This is a genomic window from Microcoleus sp. Pol12B4, assembly GCF_036701385.1.
In the GTDB taxonomy this organism is placed as follows: Bacteria; Cyanobacteriota; Cyanobacteriia; order Cyanobacteriales; family Microcoleaceae; genus Microcoleus.
This window is the reverse complement of the sequence record NZ_JAUBQR010000178.1, coordinates 1-3,877: the sequence shown is the minus strand read 5'-3', so window position 1 is coordinate 3,877 and position 3,877 is coordinate 1. Positions and strand designations below refer to the sequence as shown.

At 45.3% G+C, this 3,877-nt stretch carries 4 protein-coding genes; 1 reads left to right on the top strand and 3 read right to left on the bottom strand.

The window, feature by feature from the left end:
• The coding region (locus tag QUA38_RS21455; RefSeq protein WP_333165337.1) for an ROK family protein at positions 1 to 621 on the top strand (621 nt) is incomplete at its 5' end.
• Between the two features lie 204 nt (positions 622 to 825).
• Here QUA38_RS21455 and QUA38_RS21450 read toward each other — a convergent pair.
• The 3 genes from QUA38_RS21450 to QUA38_RS21440 all read right to left on the bottom strand — a co-directional run.
• Positions 826 to 1,248: a hypothetical protein gene (locus QUA38_RS21450; protein ID WP_333165335.1), complete on the bottom strand. Its 423-nt coding sequence runs from the start codon at positions 1,246 to 1,248 to the stop codon at positions 826 to 828.
• 450 nt (positions 1,249 to 1,698) lie between these two features.
• The gene (locus QUA38_RS21445; protein ID WP_333165332.1) at positions 1,699 to 3,357 is read right to left on the bottom strand and encodes a CTP synthase; all 1,659 of its coding nucleotides are present in this window, start codon (positions 3,355 to 3,357) and stop codon (positions 1,699 to 1,701) included.
• Positions 3,358 to 3,463: 106 nt separating this feature from the next.
• The coding region (locus tag QUA38_RS21440) for a DUF4351 domain-containing protein (RefSeq protein ID WP_333165328.1) at positions 3,464 to 3,877 on the bottom strand (414 nt) is incomplete at its 5' end.

The window sequence follows — 3,877 nt, the reverse complement described above, 5'->3', positions numbered from 1 at the left end:
GTCCCCCTCGCTGACTGGGTGGAAGCTAAAACCGGACTGCCGACCATATTAGCAAATGATGCCAACTGTGCCGGATTTGGAGAAGCTTGGTTGGGCGCAGGAAGGCACTTTAAAAACCTAATTTTAATAACTTTAGGTACAGGAGTCGGCGGTGCAGTTATCCTAGACGGCAAACTATTTGTAGGTCATCAAGGCGCGGCCGGAGAACTAGGATTGATTACTATAAATCCCGACGGCCCGGAGTGCAACAGCGGCAATCGCGGTTCTTTAGAACAGTATGTTTCGGTGCAGGCAATTCGTCGGGAAACTGGTTTAGAACCTATAGAATTAGCCAATTTAGCTAAGTCTGGAGATGCCCAAGCTTTAGAATATTGGCAAAATTACGGGCGCTATCTGGGTATCGGTTTGGCAAGTATAATTTATATTTTAACGCCGGAAGCTATTATTATCGGCGGTGGAATTAGTGCAGGTGCAGAATTTTTTTTACCGCAGGTTCAAGCAGAAATTCAGCAACGTGTACTACCGAGTTCTCGCGAAGATTTACAGTTATTGGTTGCTGAATTGGGCAATCAAGCAGGCATGGTAGGGGCGGCCAAATTAGCTTGGCAGCTTGTTGAATAGTTAAAATTTAAAAACTCAGCGCATTTTACTGCGCTTTTTTCATATCTAAAATTAGGATGCAACCTAAGCACTTTAGCTAAAAAAAAATAAAATGAATGTGAGGAGTCACTAAACATAGTCTCCTTCATCCTTCATTGTTAGTGCTTCTAACTAAGGACTCATGACCAATGACTAACGACTAATGACTAATGACTAATGACTTCTTCATGGCAGTGATTGTCCAGTCGTCTTTTTAATGTAGTCCTGAATTTCTTGATAAGCATCCGGGTTGCTTTGGCGCAGGATAATAATGTTAGTTGCGCTGTCAGGCAGGCAAAAGCTTAGACGACCGTTTTGCTCGCAAGCAAAAGAGCTAATTCGACTCATATCGATCGCAAATTCTTTGCGATCATAATGAAGTTTAATCCACGATCCTTTAGAATTGCGATCGATGGTTTTTTTGAGGTAATCGAGAACTTGCTTGTAAGCCTCATAATTGCCTTGGGGATTGAGGATAATCGGCTGACTGCTATTAGGCAGCCAAAAGGTGAGACGCTTGTTATCCAGTTCGCTCGAAAAAGCACTAATAGTGTCAAGGTCAATTATGTATGTACTTTTCTCATAAGTAATTTTGCTCCAATAAGCCACAAAGCCTCCTCAAACCTGTGTTTCCTGGTATTTTAGGATAGTTTGACAACTCCTACCATTGTAGATTTTAGATTGTAGATTTTAGATTGGGCATGACTGATGACTATCTGGGTTGGCAAGTTGCCTAAAGTTGCATTCTTGTTGGAAACTGGTATCACCCTTGAAATTCGTAAAAAGTTAAGTAAAAATATCAGCATTTTTACCTTTTGCCTTCTCCCTTGTGGTACTAGCCCCCCAGCCCTAGCATAGGGGCTGGAGGGGGAGGTTTTTCACTCGTTGAGAATGCTGCCCGATATCTAGTCCGATAAGTGCGACCCCTATCCAATCCTATTGGTCTGTTGGGTGAGTTTTGTAATGTCGATTGTCTGGGCGATTTGAATATTGTCTACTCTGAACCGCCCCTACAGACCTCTAATATATCAGAACTAATCGATCGCACATGATATGAAATCAGTTTGCTGCAACTTTCTCGGCCACCAAGTCGCGACCCTCACCTTCTAAAACATCCTGCTTTCCCTGGATGCTAGCGGCCTGGATAAACCCTTGAAACAATGGGTGGGGGGCGCTAGGTCGAGATTGGAATTCGGGGTGAAATTGGCAGGCTATGAAAAAGGGATGGTTAGGAAATTCGATCATTTCTACCAATCGGCCGTCTGGAGATGTACCGGAGACTGCATAACCTGATTCTAAGAAAAGATTGCGGTAAGCGTTGTTAAATTCGTACCGATGGCGGTGCCGCTCGTAAATCACTTCTTTCTGATAAAGTTTGAAAGCTAGGGTGTCTGGGTTGACGCGGCACGGATACAAACCCAGCCGCATTGTGCCGCCCAAATCGACTACATCTTGCTGTTCTGGCAATAAATTAATTACCGGATTTGCTGTATCCGGGTTAAATTCAGCACTGTTGGCATCCTTTAGTTGGGCGTTGTTGCGCGCCCATTCAATCACAGCACACTGCATCCCCAAACACAATCCCAAAAAGGGTATTTTATGGTGTTTAGCATATTCGATCGCCGCTATTTTGCCGTCAACTCCGCGAACCCCAAAACCTCCCGGTACAAGAATGCCGTTGATATCTTTGAGATAATTATCGAGGTTTCCCGATTCTAAATCTTCTGAGTTAATCCAGTGCAAATTCAGGTCGCAGCCGATCGCAATTGCTGCGTGTCGCAAAGCTTCGACCACCGAAAGATAAGCATCGTTCAACCGCACGTATTTGCCAACTAAAGCAATATCAATTTTGTGATTGGGACTGTAAAGCCTGTTGACTAAAGTTTGCCACTGATGCAAATCTGGCTGGCGATGTTCGAGTTGCAGCAAATTGAGCGTTTGTTGCGCCAAACCTTCCTGTTCCATCATCAGAGGTACTTCGTAGATACTTTTAGCATCTTGAGATGTGATGACACATTCTTCGGGTACGTTGCAGAATTCCGACAATTTCTGTTTCATGCCCAAAGACAGCGGGCGATCGCACCGACAGACTAAAATATCTGGTTGAATGCCGATCGACCGCAATTCCTTCACCGAATGCTGAGTCGGTTTAGTTTTCATCTCCCCAGCCGAAGGAATCCAAGGTATCAGCGTGACGTGCATATACACAACATTTTGCCGGCCTACATCCTTGCGAAATTGGCGAATTGCCTCCAAAAACGGCAAAGATTCAATATCTCCCACCGTTCCGCCGATTTCCGTAATCACGACATCGGGATTAGTATTTTTTGCTACCCGATGAATTCGCTCTTTAATCTCGTTAGTGATGTGCGGAATCACCTGCACCGTGCTCCCCTGATACTCGCCGCGGCGTTCTTTGTTGATCACCGCTTGATAAATGGAACCTGTGGTGACGCTATTGAGGCGAGACATGGAAGTATCGGTAAAACGCTCGTAGTGCCCCAGATCCAGGTCAGTTTCCGCACCGTCTTGCGTGACAAAGACTTCTCCGTGCTGAAACGGGCTCAGAGTGCCGGGGTCAACGTTAATATAGGGGTCTAGCTTCAAAATCGAGACAGAATAGTCCCGCGACTTTAATAGGCGGCCCAAGGAAGCACCGACAATTCCCTTGCCGATGCTGGAAACCACGCCGCCAGTCACAAACACAAATTTGCTCATAGGATTTTCGACTTTAGATGCTTCAATGTCAGGTCAGACTCAAATGTGACATAGGTAATCCATAAGGGCAACCACGGGGGATTGCCCCTACACCCATTTGACCTAATTATTGACGATTGTTATGTGCTTGCAACCAAGTTGTCAAATCTGACACACTGGCCAACTCTAAGACGGCCTCTCCTAAATTCTCTAATTGCTGAGCGGATAACTGAGCGATGCGAGTTTGAATCTCCGACGACAACGATCCGACACGGCGCTCCAACAGCCGCACAACTAACTCCAACTTTCCTTGTTTGATGCCTTGTTCGATGCCTTGTTCTCTCCCGATTCGGGTAGCTTTGGTAATTGCACCGCGCTGGTCTTGAATAAAAATTTCTCGCCTTTCTAAATCCTCCAATTCATCTGGATCGAGATTTGCTTCATTGGCAATTGTAAAAGCTTTGCGGAGTTCCGGTACATTTCCCAACTCTTCCGGCACAGACCTTAACGTCCGAGCTGTTTTCATGAAATATATCCACTT

Bases quoted from the DNA above. Each gene is read 5' to 3' on its own strand.
- QUA38_RS21445 (WP_333165332.1), bottom strand. From the start codon at position 3,357: ATGAGCAAATTTGTGTTTGTGACTGGCGGCGTGGTTTCCAGCATCGGC.